Source organism: Oceanisphaera submarina (genome assembly GCF_046521305.1).
GTDB classification, from domain to species: Bacteria; Pseudomonadota; Gammaproteobacteria; order Enterobacterales; family Aeromonadaceae; genus Oceanimonas; species Oceanimonas submarina.
This window is the reverse complement of the sequence record NZ_JBKGFN010000024.1, coordinates 1-19733: the sequence shown is the minus strand read 5'-3', so window position 1 is coordinate 19733 and position 19733 is coordinate 1. Positions and strand designations below refer to the sequence as shown.

At 56.3% G+C, this 19733-nt stretch carries 21 protein-coding genes; 7 read left to right on the top strand and 14 right to left on the bottom strand.

Features of this window, described 5'->3' with window-relative positions:
• The 12 genes from ACLEIV_RS16675 to ACLEIV_RS16620 form a co-directional block, all read right to left on the bottom strand.
• A partial coding sequence (locus tag ACLEIV_RS16675; protein WP_410457750.1) for a GTP-binding protein occupies positions 1-259 on the bottom strand: 259 nt, incomplete at its 3' end.
• A gap of 63 nt (positions 260-322) precedes the next feature.
• Positions 323-2419 (bottom strand): elongation factor G, encoded by a 2097-nt coding sequence (fusA, locus tag ACLEIV_RS16670; protein ID WP_410457749.1) that lies wholly within the window; start codon positions 2417-2419, stop codon positions 323-325.
• Between the two features lie 75 nt (positions 2420-2494).
• On the bottom strand, positions 2495-2965 hold the full coding sequence (gene rpsG / locus ACLEIV_RS16665; RefSeq protein WP_410457748.1) for a 30S ribosomal protein S7: 471 nt from the start codon (positions 2963-2965) through the stop codon (positions 2495-2497).
• 84 nt (positions 2966-3049) lie between these two features.
• Positions 3050-3424, bottom strand: a complete 375-nt coding sequence (gene rpsL / locus ACLEIV_RS16660; RefSeq protein WP_071474210.1) for a 30S ribosomal protein S12 — start codon at positions 3422-3424, stop codon at positions 3050-3052.
• Between the two features lie 135 nt (positions 3425-3559).
• On the bottom strand, positions 3560-3844 hold the full coding sequence (tusB, locus tag ACLEIV_RS16655) for a sulfurtransferase complex subunit TusB (RefSeq protein WP_410457747.1): 285 nt from the start codon (positions 3842-3844) through the stop codon (positions 3560-3562).
• A 7-nt stretch (positions 3845-3851) separates the two neighbouring features.
• Entirely contained in the window at positions 3852-4208 is a 357-nt protein-coding gene (gene tusC, locus ACLEIV_RS16650; RefSeq protein WP_410457746.1) for a sulfurtransferase complex subunit TusC, read from the bottom strand.
• Between the two features lie 28 nt (positions 4209-4236).
• On the bottom strand, positions 4237-4638 hold the full coding sequence (gene tusD / locus ACLEIV_RS16645) for a sulfurtransferase complex subunit TusD (protein WP_410457745.1): 402 nt from the start codon (positions 4636-4638) through the stop codon (positions 4237-4239).
• 49 nt (positions 4639-4687) lie between these two features.
• Complete coding sequence (locus ACLEIV_RS16640) at positions 4688-5071, bottom strand: RidA family protein (protein ID WP_410457744.1); 384 nt, start codon at positions 5069-5071, stop codon at positions 4688-4690.
• Positions 5068-5802 carry a helix-turn-helix transcriptional regulator gene (locus ACLEIV_RS16635; protein ID WP_410457743.1) on the bottom strand — a complete coding sequence of 245 codons (735 nt, stop codon included), beginning with the start codon at positions 5800-5802 and terminating at the stop codon, positions 5068-5070. The genes ACLEIV_RS16640 and ACLEIV_RS16635 overlap by 4 nt, the downstream gene beginning before the upstream one ends.
• Before the next feature lie 124 nt (positions 5803-5926).
• Positions 5927-6166 carry a DUF2845 domain-containing protein gene (locus tag ACLEIV_RS16630; RefSeq protein ID WP_410457742.1) on the bottom strand — a complete coding sequence of 80 codons (240 nt, stop codon included), beginning with the start codon at positions 6164-6166 and terminating at the stop codon, positions 5927-5929.
• A 182-nt stretch (positions 6167-6348) separates the two neighbouring features.
• On the bottom strand, positions 6349-6843 hold the full coding sequence (ilvN, locus tag ACLEIV_RS16625; protein ID WP_410457741.1) for an acetolactate synthase small subunit: 495 nt from the start codon (positions 6841-6843) through the stop codon (positions 6349-6351).
• Positions 6843-8561, bottom strand: a complete 1719-nt coding sequence (locus ACLEIV_RS16620; protein ID WP_410457740.1) for an acetolactate synthase 3 large subunit — start codon at positions 8559-8561, stop codon at positions 6843-6845. Before ACLEIV_RS16620 ends, ilvN begins: the two co-directional genes overlap by 1 nt.
• 854 nt (positions 8562-9415) lie before the next feature.
• Between ACLEIV_RS16620 and leuA the strand changes: the two genes are divergently transcribed.
• Genes leuA through leuD form a run of 4 tightly spaced genes read left to right on the top strand, consistent with a single transcriptional unit; the run spans position 9416 to position 14091 of the window.
• The gene (leuA, locus tag ACLEIV_RS16615) at positions 9416-10981 is read left to right on the top strand and encodes a 2-isopropylmalate synthase (protein ID WP_410457739.1); all 1566 of its coding nucleotides are present in this window, start codon (positions 9416-9418) and stop codon (positions 10979-10981) included.
• A gap of 2 nt (positions 10982-10983) precedes the next feature.
• Entirely contained in the window at positions 10984-12084 is a 1101-nt protein-coding gene (gene leuB, locus ACLEIV_RS16610; RefSeq protein WP_410457751.1) for a 3-isopropylmalate dehydrogenase, read from the top strand.
• On the top strand, positions 12084-13481 hold the full coding sequence (gene leuC / locus ACLEIV_RS16605) for a 3-isopropylmalate dehydratase large subunit (protein ID WP_410457738.1): 1398 nt from the start codon (positions 12084-12086) through the stop codon (positions 13479-13481). Before leuB ends, leuC begins: the two co-directional genes overlap by 1 nt.
• Before the next feature lie 10 nt (positions 13482-13491).
• On the top strand, positions 13492-14091 hold the full coding sequence (gene leuD / locus ACLEIV_RS16600; RefSeq protein ID WP_410457737.1) for a 3-isopropylmalate dehydratase small subunit: 600 nt from the start codon (positions 13492-13494) through the stop codon (positions 14089-14091).
• Between the two features lie 64 nt (positions 14092-14155).
• Here leuD and ACLEIV_RS16595 read toward each other — a convergent pair whose 3' ends face one another.
• On the bottom strand, positions 14156-14446 hold the full coding sequence (locus ACLEIV_RS16595; RefSeq protein WP_410457736.1) for a PilZ domain-containing protein: 291 nt from the start codon (positions 14444-14446) through the stop codon (positions 14156-14158).
• A 201-nt stretch (positions 14447-14647) separates the two neighbouring features.
• On the opposite strand from ACLEIV_RS16595, the gene thiB reads away from it, so the two are divergent.
• Genes thiB through thiQ form a run of 3 tightly spaced genes read left to right on the top strand, consistent with a single transcriptional unit; the run spans position 14648 to position 17926 of the window.
• Complete coding sequence (gene thiB / locus ACLEIV_RS16590) at positions 14648-15631, top strand: thiamine ABC transporter substrate binding subunit (RefSeq protein WP_410457735.1); 984 nt, start codon at positions 14648-14650, stop codon at positions 15629-15631.
• Positions 15631-17232, top strand: a complete 1602-nt coding sequence (thiP, locus tag ACLEIV_RS16585) for a thiamine/thiamine pyrophosphate ABC transporter permease (RefSeq protein WP_410457734.1) — start codon at positions 15631-15633, stop codon at positions 17230-17232. Before thiB ends, thiP begins: the two co-directional genes overlap by 1 nt.
• A complete protein-coding gene (gene thiQ, locus ACLEIV_RS16580; protein WP_410457733.1) occupies positions 17216-17926 on the top strand; it encodes a thiamine ABC transporter ATP-binding protein in 711 nt (236 codons plus the stop codon). Before thiP ends, thiQ begins: the two co-directional genes overlap by 17 nt.
• A 30-nt stretch (positions 17927-17956) precedes the next feature.
• Here thiQ and ACLEIV_RS16575 read toward each other — a convergent pair whose 3' ends face one another.
• A complete protein-coding gene (locus ACLEIV_RS16575; protein WP_410457732.1) occupies positions 17957-19336 on the bottom strand; it encodes a PhoH family protein in 1380 nt (459 codons plus the stop codon).
• Positions 19337-19733: the final 397 nt, after the last annotated feature.

Genomic DNA, 19733 nt, shown 5'->3' with positions numbered 1-19733 from the left:
CGGCGTGTCCGGGGCAGTCAACGTGTGCGTAGTGACGTGATTCGGTGTCGTACTCAACGTGAGAAGCAGCGATGGTGATACCACGCGCTTTTTCTTCGGGAGCGTTATCGATCTGGTCGAAAGCGCGAGCGGCGCCGCCGAACTGCTTGGCCAGCACGTTGGTGATGGCAGCGGTCAGAGTGGTTTTACCGTGGTCAACGTGGCCGATAGTACCTACGTTTACGTGCGGTTTGTTACGTTCAAATTTTTCTTTAGACACGGACTAGTCCTTCCTAGTTTGATCCCACCCCTTGTAAGGGTGGGGAGTTTAAACAAAGATTAGTTAACCTTTACGAGCAATAATCGCTTCAGCCATGCTGGCAGGTACTTCGGCGTACTTGGCAAACTCCATGGAGTAAGAAGCACGACCTTGCGACTGTGAACGCAGGTCTGTAGCGTAGCCGAACATTTCAGACAGCGGCAACACGGCATTAATAACCTTGCCGGAGGGGCCATCTTCCATGCCTTCGATGATACCACGACGACGGTTCACGTCACCGATAACATCACCCATATACTCTTCCGGCGTCTCTACTTCAACCTTCATCACAGGTTCAAGCAGCACGGGATTACATTTCATGAAGCCCGCTTTAAACGCCATAGAACCGGCGATTTTAAAGGCCATTTCAGAAGAGTCAACATCGTGATAAGAACCATCGTACAGAGTGACCTTGATGTCTTCGATCGGATAGCCCGCCAGAACACCTTGCTTCATCTGTTCTTGAATGCCCTTGTCTACAGCCGGGATGTATTCCTTGGGAATAACACCACCGACAACGGCGTTCTCGAAGATGTAGCCGGTACCTTCTGCTTGCGGCTCGATCTTGATCCATACATGACCAAACTGACCACGGCCTCCGGACTGGCGTACGAACTTGCCTTCCTGTTCGACACTGTCGCGGATGCTTTCACGGTAGGCCACCATGGGTTTACCCACATTGGCTTCTACCTTGAACTCACGACGCATACGGTCGACGATGATGTCCAGGTGCAGCTCGCCCATACCGGCGATGATGGTCTGCCCCGATTCTTCGTCGGTCCATACGCGGAAAGACGGATCTTCCTGCGCCAGACGACCCAGCGCCAGACCCATTTTTTCCTGGTCGGCTTGGGTTCTGGGTTCAACGGCCACAGAGATAACCGGTTCCGGAAACTCCATGCGCTCCAGAATGATAGGCGCGTTCGGGGCACACAGGGTGTCACCGGTGGTCACGTCTTTCAGACCGATAGCAGCGGCAATGTCGCCAGCACACACGGATTTGATCTCTTCACGCTTGTTGGCATGCATCTGGACGATGCGGCCAAAACGCTCACGCTTGCCCTTGACCGAGTTCAGCACGGCATCACCGGAGTTAACCACACCGGAGTACACGCGGAAGAAGGTCAGGTTGCCCACGAAAGGGTCGGTCGCAATCTTGAACGCCAGCGCAGAGAAAGGAGCGGCATCGTCGGCCGGACGCGTGTCCGGCGTTTCGCCATCTGCTTTCAGACCGCTGATGGCGTGAACTTCTACCGGCGACGGCAGATAGTCAATCACCACGTCCAGCATCGCCTGTACGCCTTTGTTCTTGAACGCAGAGCCACAGGTGACCAGGATGATTTCGCTGTTCAGCACGCGACTGCGCAGAGCAGCTTTGATTTCTGCTTCCGACAGTTCGCCGCCTTCCAGGTACTTGTCCATCAACTCTTCATTGGCCTCGGCTGCAGCCTCAACCAGATTCTGATGCCATTCGTCAGCCAGTTCCTGCATTTCGGCAGGAATGTCTTCGTAGACAAAAGTGGTACCGTGGTCTTCTTCACTCCAGCTGATGGCCTTCATCTTGATGAGGTCAACAACACCGGTGAAGTGTTCTTCTGCGCCGATTGGCAGCTGAACGGGGACTGCCACGCCTTTCAGACGTGACTTGATCTGTTCAACCACCCGCAAGAAATTGGCGCCGGTACGATCCATCTTGTTGACGAACGCAATACGCGGCACCGCATACTTGTTAGCCTGACGCCATACGGTTTCAGACTGTGGCTGAACGCCACCAACGGCACAGTAGACCATAACGGCACCGTCGAGCACCCGCATGGAACGTTCTACTTCAATGGTGAAGTCAACGTGTCCGGGGGTGTCGATGATATTAATCCGGTGCTGTGGATACTGATGCGCCATACCATCCCAAAAACAGGTAGTAGCGGCAGAGGTAATGGTGATACCACGCTCTTGTTCCTGCTCCATCCAGTCCATGGTAGCAGCGCCATCATGTACTTCGCCGATTTTATGGCTTACACCGGTATAAAACAGCACCCGTTCGGTGGTTGTCGTTTTACCGGCGTCAATGTGAGCGCTGATACCAATGTTACGGTAACGCTCAATGGGAGTTGTACGAGCCACAATAATATCCTCTTGCTAAGGTCGATTGTCCTTAGTAAGCAATCAAACGGGTGCGGCAATACCGCACCCATCCAATTACCAGCGGTAGTGGGCAAACGCTTTGTTTGCTTCGGCCATACGGTGCACGTCTTCACGCTTCTTAACCGCAGAACCTTTGTTTTCAGCAGCATCCAGCAGCTCGCCAGCCAGACGCTGAGCCATAGATTTTTCACCACGCTTACGAGCGGCGTCTACCAACCAGCGCATGGCCAGGGCATTACGACGCACGGGGCGTACTTCAACCGGCACCTGGTAGGTAGAACCACCCACACGGCGCGATTTAACTTCAACAGTAGGACGAATGTTGTCCAGCGCTTCTTCGAACAGCGCCAGATGCTCTTTGCTGGTCTTGTCAGCAACGATTTCCAGAGCACCGTAAACAATATTTTCGGAGGTAGATTTCTTACCATCTACCATTACGATGTTTACGAATTTTGCCAGCAGCTCGGATCCGAACTTGGGATCCGGCAGGATTTTACGCTGGCCGATTACGCGACGTCTTGGCATTGCAAACTCTCCGTAACTTCAGGGATAACCCAAAACACAACAGGTTAAAAAATAAAATGTTTGGCCTTACTTAACGGAGAACCATTAAGACTTGGGCTTCTTGGCACCGTACTTGGAACGGGCCTGACGACGAGCGGAAACACCTGAGGTGTCCAGTGCGCCACGTACGGTGTGATAACGCACACCGGGCAAATCTTTAACACGACCGCCACGGATCAGCACTACGGAGTGCTCCTGCAGGTTGTGGCCTTCACCACCGATGTAGGAGTTAACTTCGAAACCGTTGGTCAGACGAACACGACACACTTTACGCAGTGCGGAGTTCGGCTTCTTCGGGGTGGTGGTGTATACGCGGGTACATACACCGCGTTTCTGCGGGCAAGCTTCCAGCGCCGGCACGTTGCTTTTAGCTACGGCTTGTTGGCGAGGCTTGCGAACCAGCTGGTTAATTGTTGCCATTAACAGCTCCTGAAAAGTATCGTTCTACAGTTGTGAAAAATCTATCCCCAAAAGCGGGGACGCAAAATTCTATGCTTGCCGTGCTGGCGAGTCAAGATTTATACAATTTATGACGGGTGATTTGTGTAAAATTCGTCACCAGGCCTGGGAACCGCCCAGTTCGGCCACCAAATCGACCAGCCCTTCCATGGTAATGGACTCACCTACATCATGAAACAGCCCACGCGCCTGCAAGTCTTCCTCCATCACATAGAGTCGACCAGTGTCGGCCAGTGGTTGCAGCCGGACCAGCCAGGCCGGCACTGTCGCGGCAATGACCGCATCCTGCCAGAGTAGAAGCCGATCCTGGCCCTGCATATGCTGCAGCGCCTGATCCAGGCTCTGATAGCCAAAGGGAGAGTGCTTTACCGTATGTAGCATAGTGCCCTCAGAAATTCAGCCGTACATTGTAATCCGCCAGCCGCCGCAGCAGCTCGTGCTGTGACAGCACCGACGCATCGATGGACAGCCGTTCAGCCGGCACCCCCCGCTCGGCCAGCGCCTCGGCACTGATATAGACCTTGCCTACATCATACAGTTCAAGCAGACCGAAGGTGGGTGCATAGTGCCGTCCCAGTACCAAAGACGGTTCCTGTTCGGACAGTAGCTGATAGACGCCGTCGCCGATAAAGAAGACGCCGATGTCTTCATTCAGGGCAGAGGTTGCCAGCACCGCGTCCAGCCCTTCCCGGCCGGAAGCCGAACCATGAGGAGGCGTTCGAAAAATAAAGGCGACCTTGTTCATCGGCAAGCATCCGTTAAGTTACCACAATTCAAAACTGCACCATTCTGTCGGCACTCAGCGCTGCCTGCGCCAGCGAGCCCAGCCCGCTCAAGCAGAACGGAGCCGCCAGATTCCACTGTTCCAGCCCGGACAGCGCGGCGGCGTCCTTGTCGCTGACTCCCCGACGCAATGCCGCCGCCACACAGACATCCAGCGTCAGCCCATGATCGAGGGCCAGATTGACCCAGGCCTGCTGCAGATGCGTTTCATCGCCAGCTGGCTGTACCAGCTGGCTGGCGTTGTGCACACCTTCCTGGTAGAAAAATATCTGACTGATCACATGGCCCTTCTGTAACAGGGCACGAGCAAAACGATAGGCATCCGCCGCCGACTGGGTGCCGTAACAGGGGCCAGTGACCAGGAGCGCAAAACGCAGGGAAGCTGATTTCATGACGGGATCCGGACAAGATGGGGCAACCGACGGTCGCCCCGGACAAGACTTATTCGACGTAGGCAACCGCTTCCACCTCTACCAGCACGTCTTTGGGCAGACGGGCCACTTCCACACAGGAGCGCGCCGGTGCTCCCAGGGTGAAATAGCTGGCATAGACTTCGTTGAAGGCAAGGAAGTTGTTCATGTCGGACAGGAAGCAGGTGGTTTTGAGCACGCTGGATGCATCGGCACCGGCTTCGGCCAATACGGCCATCAGATTGTCCATTACCTGCTTGGTTTGGGCTTCGATACCGCCTTCAACCACATCCATGCTCACCGGATCGAGCGGTATCTGGCCAGAGGTATACACCATATTGCCGATGCGGGTAGCCTGAACATAAGGACCAATGGCGGCGGGAGCCTTGTCGGTAGCGATGATGGTTTTAGTCATGAGTTCTCCTGTTGATGCGATGGTTCTTCGTCATCGCGTTTTTTTTGTCGAATATAAAGATAAACCGTGTGTTTGGATATGTTGAGCTTGCTCGACACCATGGCAATGGCATCCTTGATGTCGAAAATCCCCTTTTCATACAGGGTGGTGACGATCTGCTTGTTCTTGGCGTTGTTGGCCACATCCGGATCGGCATTGATGGCGTCTATGGTCCGCTCCACCGTCAAGGTCACCAGCTCTTCCACGTTGTTGTTGAAGTTTTCCGGCGACACTTCGGCCCGCTCAGCCACCCTAGGCAGAAAATCGGCCATCAGTTCGTGAAAGGGAGCGCCCAGATGCAGGTTGATGCACAAGAGGCCGATGACGTCTCCCTGCAGATTACGCAAAACCTGAGTCGAGGATTTCATCGGAGTGCCGAGACGGCTCTGGGTAAAGCAGGTCTGCCCTTGTGCCTCTCCCTGACGTTCAAGCTCGGGTAACAGCCGAAGGACCTGCTCGGTCAGTGGCGCGCCGACCTGATAACCGCTGTGGCCGCCATTGGCAATCTTGAGGACCGAACTGTCCGGGTCTGCCAGCGAGTGCAATACCACCTCACAGTGCTTGCCGAACATCTCGGCCAGCCCTTCGACCAGGCCGCCGTATAAATCCAGCAACTGCCGGTCTTGCTGACCGAGGGTACTTTTGGCTGCACTTTTTTTCGGGGAACGGGCCGTCCCACTTTCCGCTGGCATTTCTGGCTCCCACCCACCAAACATCTGGCTCTGATTCTCAACTGCTGATGGCAGATGTCAACAATTTTTGAGGCCAGCTGGGAGCTCGCTCGCGCTGGCAACGGAATTTAAACCTCGAACCCGGTCAGCCCCGGGGGCCATTTTCGATACTGACAATTTTTCCCTTTCTGATGGTGACGATTTGCATGAACTGATAGCGGCCAAAATGGTAGGTCCAGCGCTCCCCGTCCGACTCCTGATACCAGCGACCGTAATGAGTGCGATAATGCCGCCATGCCGTCTCCCGCACCAGAGGCTCTCCACAGTAAAGCAACAACAGGGCAACGGGATCACCGTCGGTGAGCAACCGATTATCACAACGCATGCTGTCTGCCTGGACCGGCGCCAGCCATAACCAAAGCAACCACCCTAACCACCCGTAGCGCATCATCACCTCTCTGCCTCAAGCATAGTGCGCCCCAGACGGGCTACGACCTGTTTCAGACAATAAAAAACCGCCCGCAGGCGGTTTTTCGGCATCGATTTTCAATATAGAGCGGCAGGTACTCAGGCGCGCAGAGATTTCTCGCCGCGCGACACGCCGCAGACGCCGCTGCGTACCACTTCCACCACTTCCGTCGTTTCACTCATGTTGCGAATGAAGGCATCCAGCTTCTCGCTGGTGCCGACCAGCTGCACCGTATACAGGTGTGGGGTCACATCGACTATCTGGCCACGGAAAATATCGGCGGTGCGTTTGACTTCATCACGGTTGGCGCCATCGGCGCGTACCTTGACCAGCACGATTTCCCGCTCGATATGATCGCCTTCACTCAGATCACTCACCTTGAGCACATCCACCAGCTTGTTCAGCTGCTTGGTGATCTGCTCGATGACCCGTTCATCACCGGTGGTGACTATGGTCATCCGCGACAGGGTCGGATCCTCGGTGGGTGCCACCGTCAGGGTCTCGATGTTGTAAGCCCGCTGGGAAAACAGACCCACGACCCGGCTCAGCGCCCCGGACTCGTTTTCCAGCAACAGGGATATAATACGCCGCATCAGGTTCTCTCCGTTTTGCTTAACCACATTTCATCCATGGCTCCGGTCTTGATCTGCATGGGATAAACATGCTCTTCCGGATCGATCACAATATCCATAAACACCAGCTTGTCGGTCATGGAGAAACATTTCTCCAGTGCCGCATCCAGTTCTTTCGGATCCGAGACCCTGATTCCCACATGACCATAGGCCTCGGCCAGCTTGACGAAGTCGGGCAGTGAATCCATGTAGGAATGACTCTCGCGTCCTTCATAGAACATCTTCTGCCACTGTTTCACCATGCCCAGGGAGTGATTGTTCATGGAGATGATCTTCACCGGTATGTTGTACTGCATACAGGTGGACAGCTCCTGGATATTCATCTGAATGGAACCATCACCGGTGACGCAGACCGACACCGCATCGGGTCGCGCCATCTGCGCGCCCATGGCTGCCGGCAGGCCAAAGCCCATGGTGCCGAGGCCACCGGAGTTGATCCACTGACGTGGCTTGTCGAATGGGTAATAAAGCGCGGCAAACATCTGGTGCTGGCCCACATCGGAGCTGACCATGGCCTCACCCTTGGTGATGCGATAAACCGACTCGATGACCTGCTGCGGCTTGATGTACTTATCACTGGTTTCATAACGCAGACACTGGCGGGCGCGCCATTGCTCAATCTGGACCCACCAGTCGCTCATCGCCTGTGGATCTGTTTTCAGGCCCAGCTCGCGAATGGCTTCCAGCATTTGCGCCAGCACCGTATCTGCCGAGCCGACGATGGGAATCTGGGTCTTGATGTTCTTGGAGATGGAGGTGGGGTCCACATCCACATGCACTATGGTGGCATGGGGGCAGAACTTCTCGACGTTGTTGGTTACCCGGTCGTCAAAACGGGCCCCGATAGCCAGGATCAGATCCGAGTTGTGCATGGTCTTGTTGGCTTCATAGGTACCATGCATACCGAGCATACCGACAAACTGCTTGTGAGTACCGGGCATACTGCCCAGCCCCATCAGGGTATTGGTCACCGGCAGATTGAACAGCTCGGCCAGCTGAATGACCAGGGCGCTGGCTTCCGCGGTCACGGCACCGCCCCCCACGTACATCACGGGGCGCCTGGCATCGGACAGGGCTTTCATCGCCTTCTTGATCTGGCCTTTATGGCCTACTCCGGTCGGATTGTAGGAACGCATTTCCACCGAGCTGGGGTACACATAGGGATGTTTTTCTTTCGGGTTCTGCACATCTTTGGGCAGATCCACCACCACGGGCCCGGGACGCCCGGTGGCGGCAATATAATAGGCCTTCTTGATGGCCTCCGGGATATCCGAGGCCTTCTTGCACAGGAAGCTGTGTTTCACGATAGGCCGCGAGATACCGATCATATCGGTTTCCTGGAAGGCATCGTCACCGATATAGAAGGTGGGTACCTGACCGGACAGGATCACCATGGGAATGGAGTCCATGTAGGCGGTGGCGATACCGGTAATGCAATTGGTCGCTCCCGGGCCCGAGGTTACCAGTACGGTACCGACCTTGCCGGTGGCGCGGGTGTAACCATCGGCCATGTGCACGGCTGCCTGTTCATGGCGCACCAGCACGTGTTCAATCTTGCTGTTTTCAAACAAGGCGTCATAGATATCAAGCACTGAACCGCCGGGATAACCGAATAAATGTTCGATTCCCTGATCTTCCAGCGCCCGCACTACCATTTCCGCGCCTGATAACATCTCCATGATAAGCCCTCCAGGCTCTGCTCTGCTCACTTTGTCATCTTTCGCCGTCAGGACAACTCGGCCGGCTGCCGTAACATGACAAAACAAGCAGTTTTTTATCTTTATAAAACAAACACTTCTGCCTGACAGGATACAAATAAGCAGAAAAAGGATCAAAATTCACCTTAACCTGCTTTAAATCGCTTGTCTACGAGCTTTATAAAAAGCGCCGTCCGACCACGCCCGGGCAAAGCTCCCATCGCTTTATAACACGGTCTACATCAGAGAAACGGGGCCAGTTTCGACCCTGAAGCCAGGCCACATCACGGTTTGTGCCATGCTCCAGCCCTTACTGCCAGACTGCAGAATGAAACAGCACCGCTGACTGATGCTGATAGCTGCAAGCCACCGGCCTCCATATGCCTCGAAAATGGTCGCGCAAATCGATGACACCCTTATTACGGATTTTCCCGTAAATAAAGCACCCTGCAGCCACGAATTACATACATCCACAAAAACAAAATAAAGCAGAATTAAAAACCAATAAAAAACCACAATACCAACACAAAAATCCAACAAAAAACCAAATACCCCAAATTCCCCCTAATGAGATCTCCTGGCTAGGATATTGCCAATATTGACACCATCATCGATTTCCGTTATTGGTATAGTGTTGTTAACGGATTCTTCTTCTGGTGATGAGTGCTATGTCTAAACATATTCAGCTACTACTACTAACCTCAGGGGTGCTCAAGCGCACGGGTCGGGCGTAGCTGGAATTCATCATCCACATATATTCATACTAAAACCCGTGCCATCCGCACGGGTTTTTTATATCTGTCGCGGGCGGCAAGGAACAACAGAGGGAAAGCGACATGTCGAACCAGGTCATTATATTCGATACTACCTTGAGAGATGGCGAACAGGCGCTTTCCGCCAGCCTGACAGTCAAGGAAAAATTACAAATTGCCTATGCGTTAGAACGCTTGGGCGTAGATGTGATGGAAGTCGGCTTCCCCATTTCATCACCCGGTGATTTCGAATCGGTGCAGACCATAGCCCGTCACATCAAGAACAGCCGGGTCTGTGCCCTGTCTCGCGCACTCAAGGCGGATATCGACGCCGCCGGCGAGGCGCTGCGGGTGGCGGATCAGTTCCGCATCCATACCTTTATATCCACCTCCGACATTCATGTGCAGAGCAAGCTGCGCAAAGACTTCGATTCGGTGCTGGAGATGAGTGTCGACGCAGTCAAGCATGCTCGTGGTTACACGGACGATGTGGAATTTTCCTGTGAAGATGCCGGCCGCACCCCCATCGACAACCTGTGCCGCATGGTAGAGGCGGTGATCAAGGCCGGCGCCACCACCGTCAATATTCCCGATACCGTGGGTTATACAGTGCCGAGCGAATTCGGTGGCATCATCCAGGCCCTGTTCAACCGGGTGCCCAACATCGACAAGGCGGTCATTTCGGTACACTGCCACGATGACCTGGGCATGTCGGTGGCCAACTCCATCGCCGCAGTACAGCAAGGCGCTCGCCAGATCGAATGCACCATCAACGGCATCGGCGAACGGGCCGGAAACTGCTCGCTCGAAGAGATAGCCATGGTCATGAAAACCCGGGGCGAACTGCTCGGGGTGCACACCAATATCAAGAGCCAGGAAATCTATCGTACCAGCCAACTGGTCCGTAACCTGTGCAACATGCCGGTGCAGCCCAACAAGGCCATCGTCGGGGCCAATGCGTTTGCACACTCCTCCGGTATTCACCAGGACGGTATGCTGAAGAACAAGAATACCTACGAAATCATCACCCCCGAAAGCATAGGCCTGCCCAAGAATCAGCTCAACCTGACCTCCCGTTCCGGCCGTCACGTGATCAAGCACCGCATGGCCGAAATGGGCTACGGCGAGCAGGACTACGATCTCGACAGCCTCTACTCCAGCTTTCTGGCATTGGCGGATCGCAAGGGGCAGGTATTTGACTACGACCTCGAGGCACTGGTGTTCTTCAGCCAGATCCACGAAGAACCCGAGCAGTTCAAGCTCAAGTATCTGAGCGTCCAGTCCGGCAGCAATGTCATGTCCACCGCCAGTGTACGTATGGAAGTCGGCGGCGAAGTCGTCAACGAGGCCGCCGTCGGCAATGGCCCGGTCGATGCGGTCTACCAGTGCATCAACCGCGTGACAGGTTACGAGATCCGCATCGACAAGTATGAACTCAAGAGCAAGGGTGAAGGCAAAGATGCCCTCGGCCAGGTCGATATCGTCGCCGAATACAAGGAACGCAAGTTCCACGGTATGGGGCTGGCTACCGACATCGTCGAATCTTCCGCCCAGGCGCTGGTGCATGTGATCAACAGCATCTGGCGCGCCGAGCAGGTTGCCGAAAAGAAAGAAGAAATTCAGAAGAAAATTCGTATGGAGACAGTGTGAGTATGAGTGCAAATTACAAGGTCGCCGTATTGCCCGGAGACGGCATCGGCCCCGAGGTGATGGCAGAAGCCCTCAAGGTTCTGGACAAGGTACAGGCAGAGTTCGGCTTCAGCCTGGAACTGAGCCAGCATGATGTGGGTGGTATCGCCATCGACAACCACGGCACTCCCCTGCCGGCGGCGACCCTGGCCGGCTGTGAAGCCGCCGACGCGGTACTGTTCGGCTCTGTGGGCGGCCCCAAGTGGGAAAACCTGCCCCCCAACGAGCAGCCGGAGCGTGGTGCCCTGCTACCCCTGCGCGGACACTTCAAGCTGTTCTGCAACATGCGCCCGGCCCGTATCTATCAGGGTCTGGAAGGCTTTTCGCCGCTGCGTGCCGACATCAGCGCCCGCGGTTTCGATATCGTGTGCATGCGTGAACTGACCGGCGGCATCTACTTCGGCCTACCCAAGGGCCGCGAAGGCACCGGCGCCAACGAGAAGGCATTCGACACCGAGGTCTATCACCGTTTCGAGATCGAGCGCATCGCCCGTCTGGCGTTCGAAGCCGCTCGCGGTCGTCGCGGCATCGTTACCTCGGTCGACAAGGCCAACGTACTGCAGGCCTCTATCCTGTGGCGTGAGGTGGTCATCGAGGTCGCCAAGGACTACCCGGATGTGACCCTAAACCACATCTATATCGATAACGCCACCATGCAGCTGATCAAGGATCCGTCCCAGTTCGACGTTATGCTGTGCTCCAACCTGTTTGGCGACATCATCTCCGACGAAATGGCGATGATCACCGGCTCCATGGGGCTGCTGCCGTCGGTCAGCCTGAACGACAAGGGCTTTGGCCTGTACGAGCCGGCCGGCGGCTCCGCCCCGGATATCGCCGGCCAGGGCATCGCCAACCCCATAGCCCAGATACTGTCGGCCGCGCTGATGCTGCGTTACAGCTTCAAGCAGGAAGAAGCAGCTCGGGCCATAGAACGCGCCGTGAGCGAAACCCTGGCCGCCGGTTATTTCAGTGGCGACCTCTACAGTGCCGACGCCGCACATCCGGTGCAGACCACCGCCCAGATGGGTGAGCAGATCGCCGCCCGTATCAGGAGAGCAAACTAATGGCCACCACCCTCTATCAGAAAGTATTTGATGCCCACCTGGTGCGCAACGAAGCCGGCGAAACGCCCCTGCTTTATATCGACCGCCACCTGGTGCACGAAGTCACCTCGCCCCAGGCCTTCGACGGCCTGCGCGAAAAGGGCCGCAAGCTGCGTCGCCCGGACCGCACCTGGGCCACCATGGACCATAACGTGTCCACCCAGACCAACGACATCGCCGCCTCCGGTGAAATGGCCCGCATCCAGATGGAAACCCTGGCCAAGAACTGCGAAGAGTTCGGCGTGCCCCTGTATGACCTGCATCACAAGTACCAGGGTATCGTCCACGTGATCGGTCCCGAGCTGGGCCTGACCCTGCCGGGCACCACCATCGTCTGCGGCGACTCCCATACCGCCACCCACGGTGCCTTCGGCGCCCTGGCGTTCGGTATCGGTACCTCGGAAGTGGAGCACGTTATGGCCACCCAGACCCTGAAGCAGGGTCGGGCCAAAACCATGAAGATCCAGGTCAACGGCGAGCTCACCCCCGGCATCAGCGCCAAAGACGTGGTGCTGGCCATCATCGGCAAGGTCGGCAGCGCCGGCGGCACCGGTTATGTGGTGGAATTCTGCGGCGGCGTCATCGAATCGCTGTCGATGGAAGCGCGCATGACCATCTGTAACATGGCCATCGAGCTGGGTGCCAAGGCCGGCCTGGTCGCGCCCGACCAGACCACCTTCGACTACCTCAAGGGCAAGCCTTTCGCCCCCGAAGGTACCGACTGGGATCAGGCCGTCGCCTACTGGCAGACCCTGAAGTCCGACGACGACGCCGCATTCGACGCCGTGATCGAACTGGACGGCGCCGATATCGCCCCTCAGGTCACCTGGGGAACCAACCCGGGCCAGGTGATGGCGGTGAATGCCATTATCCCTAAGCCGGAAGACATCGCCGACCTTACCGAGCGCCAGTCTGCGGTCAAGGCGCTGCAATACATGGCACTGCAAGGCGGCACCAGGCTGACCGACGTGAGCATCGACAAGGTGTTCATCGGTTCCTGTACCAATAGCCGCATCGAAGATTTGCGCGCCGCCGCCGCCATCGCCCAGGGCCGCAAGGTCGCCTCCGGTGTACAGGCATTGGTGGTACCCGGCTCTCAGCAAGTGAAAGCCCAGGCAGAAGCGGAAGGTCTGGACAAGATCTTCACCGAAGCCGGCTTCGAATGGCGTCTGCCGGGATGTTCCATGTGTCTGGCAATGAACAACGACCGACTGGAGCCGGGCGAGCGCTGTGCCGCCACCAGCAACCGCAACTTCGAAGGCCGTCAGGGCCGGGGTGGTCGCACTCATCTGGTGAGCCCGGCCATGGCCGCCGCCGCCGCCGTCTTCGGTCACTTTGTCGACATTCGAGAATTATAAGGGGTATTACATGAGCGGATTCAAGAAATTAACCGGTATTGCCGCCCCTCTGGATGCGGCCAACGTGGATACCGATCAGATCATCCCCAAGCAGTTTCTGCAGAAGGTCACCCGGTCCGGCTTCGGCAAGCACCTGTTTCACGACTCGCGCTTTCTCGACGATGCGGGCGAGCAGCCCAACCCGGAGTTTGTGCTGAACCAGACCCCTTATGACAAGGCGGTGATCCTGCTGTCCCGGGAGAACTTCGGTTGTGGCTCCAGCCGCGAACACGCGCCCTGGGCACTGGCCGACTTCGGTTTACAGGCGGTAATAGCGCCGAGCTTTGCCGACATCTTCTACGGCAACGCCATCAACAACGGCATGGTGCCGGTACGGCTGACCGACGCCGAGGTAGACGCCCTGTTTGCTTATGTAACCGCAAACAAGGGTGCCGACATCACAGTAGATCTGGAAGCCCAGCAGGTACGTGCCGGCGAGCTCAGCTTCTCGTTCGAAATCGACGAATTTCGCCGCTATTGTCTGCTCAACGGTCTCGACAACATAGGACTGACCCTGCAGCATCAGGATCAGATCGACGCCTATGAGGCCAAGCAGCCGAGCTGGCTGTAATAGGTTACGAAAGCAATACCTGTCAACGCCGGCGCAAGCCGGCGTTCTTGCTTAGACTGACCATTCAATGCACATCACTCAATACCAGCGCCACCATATCCGTTGTCTCTCCGGCATCCACCCGGATCACGCTCGCGGTCGCTATCAAGGGCTCCACACCAGAATCGGCAGAAGGCAGCACCAGTCGCCATTCCTGTCCTTGCTCGCATTGACCGGCTGCTACCTCCATCAGGACACCTTCGGCACTGAGGTTGCGACAAGTCCCCTCCACTCTTTCCCTGGTCGTAGCCAGAATCACCTTGGTATCCAGTCGCATGCGGCTGAATACACGCTGTTCCTCATGAGCAGGCATCATCCTTCACCTTCCTTGTAAGACTCCGGTTTATCAGAGACGGTTTATAAGATACTGGTTTAGCTAAAAGAATAACCCTACAATAGCGGCCATTCTAAAACGGGGTGCGGCCAGCCGCTGAGCTCATACTCGTGCATGGCCCCCGGCTCGTGCCGGCGCAGGAATCCAAGCTCTCGGCCTTATCCCATCCACAAGGAGTGGCCTGTGAACAAGTTCCTGATTGCCCTGTCCCTGCTCGCTACCAGCCAGGTAGCAGCACAAACTCCCACCCTGACTCTTTATACCTATAGCTCATTTGCCTCGGATTGGGGACCCGGACCCGCCATCAAGCAGGCCTTCGAGGCAGAATGTGTCTGTCAACTCGAACTGGTGGCGCTGGATGATGGCGTCTCCATTCTTAACCGGTTACGACTGGAAGGCCGTCACACCAAGGCCGACATAGTGCTGGGACTCGACAACAACCTGCTGCAGGCCGCCAAAGACACGGGCCTGCTGACCGAACATGGCCAGTCACTCGACGGCATCACGGTGCCCGGTGGCTGGACAGACACCACCTTCTTACCCTACGACTACGGTTATTTCGCCTTTATCTACAACGCCGACAAGTTAAAGCAGCCACCGACAAGCTTCGCCGAATTGCTCGAACGCCCGGAGCTGAGCCTGCTGTATCAGGATCCCCGCACCAGCACGCCGGGCCAGGGCCTGATGTTGTGGGTACAGAAACTGTATGGCGACGAGGCGCCCACCGTATGGCAGAACCTGGCCGAACGCACCGTGTCGGTGACCAAGGGCTGGAGTGAGTCCTACGGCATGTTCCTCAAGGGCGAGGCGGACCTGGTACTCTCCTATACCACGTCGCCGGCCTACCATATCGAGGCCGAGCAAACGACTCAGTATCAGGCAGCCGGTTTCGAAGAAGGGCACTACCTGCAGGTGGAAGTGGCGGCCATGGTCAATAACAGCAAAGAGCCGGAGCTGGCCAGACAGTTTATGCAGTTCATGCTCAGCCCCGCCTTCCAGAAAGAGATTCCCACCGGTAACTGGATGTATCCGGTGATCGAGACGCCGTTACCCGCCAGCTTCGATACCCTGGTCAACCCCGAGCAGAGCCTCGTCTTTAGCGCCGAACAGGTTGCCACCCAACGCAGCGGCTGGCTTCGACAGTGGCTGGGTGCCGTCACTCGCTGATGCCTCGCAAATACTGGTGGCTGCCGGGCAGCGTGAGCCTGCTCGGTATTCTGCTGCTGACCGCGGCTCCTGTAACAGCCCTGCTGGTGCAAGGCAGCCAGAGCAGCCTGTCTCGTCTACTGCATGACAGCTACCTGCACCATGTGGTCTGGTTCAGCTTCTATCAGGCATTATTGTCTACCCTACTGAGCCTGCTGCTGGCCATACCGCTGGCACAAGCCCTGTCTCGTCGCCATTTTCCGGGTCGTGGACTCTTGTTACGGCTATTCGGGCTGTCGCTGGTGCTGCCGGTGATCCTGGTGGTGTTCGGAATCGTTACCGTGCATGGCCGTCAGGGCTGGGTGAACCAACTGCTGCAGACACTGGGGTTCGAGTCTGTGGGTTATCTCTATGGCCTCACCGGCATACTGCTGGCTCACGTGTTTTTCAATATGCCGCTGGCGGCCCGCATCCTGCTGCAAGGCATAGAGGCTATACCGGCCAGTCAATGGCGTATGGCCAGTCAGCTCGGATTCAATGGCTGGCAACTGTTCCGCTGGCTGGAGTGGCCGGTGATCAAAAGCACGCTGCCGGCCCTGGCCAGCATGATCTTCATGCTCTGTTTCACCAGTTTTGCCACCGTCATGGCCCTGGGCGGCGGCCCTAAATCCACCACCCTGGAAGTGGCGATTTATCAGGCTCTGCGCTTCGACTTCGATCTACCGCTGGCCGGCATGCTCGCCTTGCTGCAACTGCTGTTCTGCAGCGGTTTTCTGCTGCTGCAATACAGACTGACCCGGACGGCGCCGGAGCCGCACACCAGGAGCGAACGCGCTCTTCGTCCGGATCGACAGCGTATAGGAGCACGCCTGTGGGACACCTTTATCCTGACCCTCGCCCTGGGACTCTTTCTGCCGCCCTTGCTGGCCATCATCAGCAGCGGCCTCAATCCCCGGCTATGGGCTGCACTGAATTCATTCCAGCTGTGGCAAGCCACCCTCACCTCGGTGATCATTGCCGGATGTGCGGCACTGCTATCGGTATTGCTGACCCTGGGGTTGCTCAGCAGCAGCCGCTACCTGCGGCTGCAGTTGCAGCGCAGGCGAAGAGCCGCCCTGATGGAAGCTACCGGCTCCGTCATTCTGGTGCTGCCGGCGGTGGTGCTCTCGACCGGGCTCTTTATTTTGCTGCGCAATGTAGCCGATATTTTCACCCTGGGGCCGGTACTGGTGTTGCTAGTCAACGCCCTGATGGCACTGCCTTATGGACTGCGCGCCTTGCAGCTGCCGATGGAGAAAGTCGCTCTCCAGTACGGCCGGCTCTGTACCAGCCTCGAGATTCAGGGGCTGGCTCGGATCAGGCTGGTGGAGTGGCCCCTGTTGCGCAAGCCGGTGGCATTGGCACTGGCGTTGGCGATGATGTTATCGCTCGGCGATCTCAGTGCCATCGCGCTGTTCGGCAGCCAGTCGCTGCAAACCCTGCCCTGGCTCTTGTATCAACAGCTGGGCAACTATCAGATGGTAGATGCAGCCGCCACAGCCCTGGTGTTGTTACTGCTGAGTCTGGGACTATTTGGCTTGATAGAAGGTGTGCTGGGAGGCAAAGATGCTACAACTGAATAACCTCTGCTCCCGCTACCCTGAGCAGGAGTTGTGTTTTACCCTATCGGCCGAAGCCGGAGAAATCACCGCCCTTATTGGCCCCAGCGGGGCCGGAAAATCCACCCTGCTGGCCATGGTCGGTGGCTTTACCCCTATTGACTCGGGACAACTGTTGTACGATGGTCTCGAGCTGCTGCCACTGTCACCGGCCCAGCGCCCCATCACCACGCTATTCCAGGATAACAATCTATTCTGGCATATGACGGTGTACCAGAATATCGCCATCGGCCTGTCGTCCTCGTTACGTCTGACGCCAGCGCACCAGGCCAGGGTACAACAGGTGGCTCGCCAGGTCGGGATAGAGTCCTTGCTGCACCGTAAACCATCGACTCTGTCGGGTGGCCAGCAACAAAGAGTAGGACTGGCTCGTTGTCTGGCTCGCCGACAGCCGGTGTTACTGCTGGATGAACCCTTCTCCGCCCTTGACCCGGCCTTGCGCTTCGAGTTGCTGGAGCTGCTACGCACCCAAACCGATCAACTGCAGCTGACCGTCCTGCTGGTGACACACCATCCGGACGAAGCCGCCAGAATCGCCGACAATATCGCTTTTATTCATAACGGTCGCATCATAGAGAGCGGAAACAGGGAGCTGTTGTCGGCTCCTCGAACCAAAGAATTAAAGGCTTATCTTGGACGGGGAAACAATGAGGGATGAAGTTTGACGCTTCACCCCTCACATTTGCATTTAGAGGTTTTCTTCCGCGAAAGAGGCCAGACGGCTGCGAACCACGCCGTTGAGGTACACATTGGCACTACCTTCAAAATCCTTGAAGCGTTCCACAATATAGGTCAGCCCGGAGGTCACCGGGGTCAGATAGTTAGAGTCAATCTGGGCCAGATTGCCCGAGCACACCAGCTTGGTTCCCTCACCACAGCGGGTGATAATGGTCTTCAGTTGCGAGGCCGTCAGGTTCTGACATTCATCCAGCAGCACGAAGGTATTCTGAATACTGCGTCCGCGCATGAAGTTGACCGATTTAAACTGGATGTTGGCCTTGCCCATGATGTAGCTGAGTGAGCCATCCATGCACTCATCCTGCTTGTGCAGTACCTCCAGCGTGTCGGTGATGGCCGCCAGCCAGGGGGCCATTTTTTCTTCTTCGGTACCCGGCAGAAAGCCGATGCTTTCGGCAATTTCCGGCGTATTACGGGTCACTATCACCTTATCGTAAATACCTTTTTCAATGATCATCTCCAGTGCCGATGCCATGGCGAGCAACGTTTTACCACTGCCCGCAGGACCGGTCAGGATCACCATTTCTATATTGGGATCAAGCAGCGCATCCAGTGCCATGGCCTGATAGATATTCTTCGGATGAATGCCCCAGGCCTTGCGACCCATCATCCGCTCCCAGCCCAGGTCGACAAAACGAACCTTGCCATCGGCCTTATCCAGCACTCGTCCGGCAAAGTCGCTGGTATCATCAATCAGATACTGATTGATATAAGTTCCCGGTAATAATTCATCGGCCACCGTATGGATCACTTCCCGGCCATGCGTTTCGCTGTCACACTCTCCCACTCGGTCCCAGAAGCTGTTTTCCTGATGATAAAACCCCTTCGACAACAAGCGGATATCATCAACCAGCTGATCAGAACGATAGTCCTCCACATATTGCAGGCCAGCCCCTTTGGCCTTGAGCCGCATATTGATATCTTTGGTAACCAGTACCGCCATCCCTTCCGCCGTATGTTTCTGCAGATAGAGAGCAGTATTGATGATACGGTTATCGGCTTCGTCATCGGTAAACACCGCGTAACCTTCCGGCAGATGCCTGTCGGTGATGATGGCGATGGAGCCCGAAGCCTCGTCATCCTTGAGACCCAGTGGTACCCCGGCCACTATCTGTTCCGGGGTTGCATCGTGAAAAATCCCCTCCAGCGTCCGAATAGCCACCCGCGCATCCCGGCTGACATCTTTTTGCCGATCCTTGATGCGATCCAGCTCTTCGAGCACCGTCATGGGTATAACGACGTTATGTTCCTTGAAGGAATAAATGGAGAGGGGTTCGTGCAGCAGTACGTTGGTATCCAGAATAAAGCGTTTACGGTCATTGTCGTCCATAGACATGCTCCCTCGGGCTCAGCCCTTATCATGGTCATTGCCCAGTTAAAGCACGGTGCAATGACGGCTTTATTACAACCTAACGCTATGACTTTTTATGCTTTTCGGCAAGCTGTAGTGTTGAGTGCATTTTCATGAATGAGCGTCACCTCACTAAACTGAGAATATGATACCCATCGAGTGACCCTCCCACCCTCCCTGGCGGTCAGGAGGGATGGGACGAGCTTGTCTCGCTGTGATGAATGGCTTCAGCCTGACCGAACATCCAGTGAATGTTTGCGGCAGGCAGCAACTGTGAGTATCGTTATCCACAGCGTACCGAGGGAGGCGGCGGTGTTGCCTTGTGCAAGGGTATGAATTACAAACGTAAAAAAGCCCGACTCTTTCGAGTCGGGCT

Coding starts and splice junctions, on each gene's coding strand:
- rpsG (WP_410457748.1), bottom strand. CDS start 2,965: ATGCCAAGACGTCGCGTAATCGGCCAGCGTAAAATCCTGCCGGATCCC.
- rpsL (WP_071474210.1), bottom strand. CDS start 3,424: ATGGCAACAATTAACCAGCTGGTTCGCAAGCCTCGCCAACAAGCCGTA.
- tusB (WP_410457747.1), bottom strand. CDS start 3,844: ATGCTACATACGGTAAAGCACTCTCCCTTTGGCTATCAGAGCCTGGAT.
- tusC (WP_410457746.1), bottom strand. CDS start 4,208: ATGAACAAGGTCGCCTTTATTTTTCGAACGCCTCCTCATGGTTCGGCT.
- tusD (WP_410457745.1), bottom strand. CDS start 4,638: ATGAAATCAGCTTCCCTGCGTTTTGCGCTCCTGGTCACTGGCCCCTGT.
- ACLEIV_RS16640 (WP_410457744.1), bottom strand. CDS start 5,071: ATGACTAAAACCATCATCGCTACCGACAAGGCTCCCGCCGCCATTGGT.
- ACLEIV_RS16635 (WP_410457743.1), bottom strand. CDS start 5,802: ATGCCAGCGGAAAGTGGGACGGCCCGTTCCCCGAAAAAAAGTGCAGCC.
- ACLEIV_RS16630 (WP_410457742.1), bottom strand. CDS start 6,166: ATGCGTTGTGATAATCGGTTGCTCACCGACGGTGATCCCGTTGCCCTG.
- ilvN (WP_410457741.1), bottom strand. CDS start 6,843: ATGCGGCGTATTATATCCCTGTTGCTGGAAAACGAGTCCGGGGCGCTG.
- ACLEIV_RS16620 (WP_410457740.1), bottom strand. CDS start 8,561: ATGGAGATGTTATCAGGCGCGGAAATGGTAGTGCGGGCGCTGGAAGAT.
- leuA (WP_410457739.1), top strand. CDS start 9,416: ATGTCGAACCAGGTCATTATATTCGATACTACCTTGAGAGATGGCGAA.
- leuB (WP_410457751.1), top strand. CDS start 10,984: ATGAGTGCAAATTACAAGGTCGCCGTATTGCCCGGAGACGGCATCGGC.
- leuC (WP_410457738.1), top strand. CDS start 12,084: ATGGCCACCACCCTCTATCAGAAAGTATTTGATGCCCACCTGGTGCGC.
- leuD (WP_410457737.1), top strand. CDS start 13,492: ATGAGCGGATTCAAGAAATTAACCGGTATTGCCGCCCCTCTGGATGCG.
- ACLEIV_RS16595 (WP_410457736.1), bottom strand. CDS start 14,446: ATGATGCCTGCTCATGAGGAACAGCGTGTATTCAGCCGCATGCGACTG.
- thiP (WP_410457734.1), top strand. CDS start 15,631: ATGCCTCGCAAATACTGGTGGCTGCCGGGCAGCGTGAGCCTGCTCGGT.
- thiQ (WP_410457733.1), top strand. CDS start 17,216: ATGCTACAACTGAATAACCTCTGCTCCCGCTACCCTGAGCAGGAGTTG.
- ACLEIV_RS16575 (WP_410457732.1), bottom strand. CDS start 19,336: ATGGACGACAATGACCGTAAACGCTTTATTCTGGATACCAACGTACTG.